1 pseudogene is annotated in these 519 nt (G+C 63.8%); it reads right to left on the bottom strand.

Annotated features, from left to right (window positions below):
* Nucleotides 1-41: 41 nt before the first annotated feature.
* Nucleotides 42-519, bottom strand: a pseudogene (locus VVR41_RS10710) (HNH endonuclease signature motif containing protein); the annotation flags it as partial.

Raw genomic sequence — 519 nt, 5'->3', positions numbered from 1 at the left:
ACGGGAGAGAATCTGGGTGTGGCGCGGTAGCTCGTCGCCGGTCAGAACGGTGGTGGTTCGGTCAGGTCCAGGTTCGTCGGTTTTTCCTGCATTTCTGCTTGTTCTGTGTCGTCGACGCGGGTGGCTTCTTCTCGTGCGCGGGTGCGACGCGAGGTGATGGCTTGGGCGATGGATTGTGCCCAGTTGCGGTTTTGTGCGGCGGTGGGCCCGTGTGCTTCGGTGCGTTCGTAGTGGCCGTCGTCGAAAAGCCAGACAACGTCGTCGGTGGCGGGGTCGATGATGTAGCTGATCCGGCCGTCGGTTTTGATGTTGTGGTGGTGTTGGCACAGGCTGACGAGGTTGAACGCGGCGGTGGGGCCGCCGTCGGCGAAGTCGACGCAGTGGTCTTTTTGGCAGGTGTGTGCTGCTCGTGAGCAGTGGGGGTAGCGACACGTGCCGTCGCGGGCTTCGACGGCGCGTTTGATGGCATCGGGTGTGGTGTAGCGCGGGCTGACGGTGCGCGCGTCGTGGTCGAGGTCT

Source organism: Corynebacterium sp. LK2510 (assembly GCF_040946405.1).
GTDB lineage: Bacteria > Actinomycetota > Actinomycetes > Mycobacteriales > Mycobacteriaceae > Corynebacterium.
Note: the sequence above shows the minus strand (reverse complement) of the source record. Positions and strands in the feature narration are given on the sequence as shown.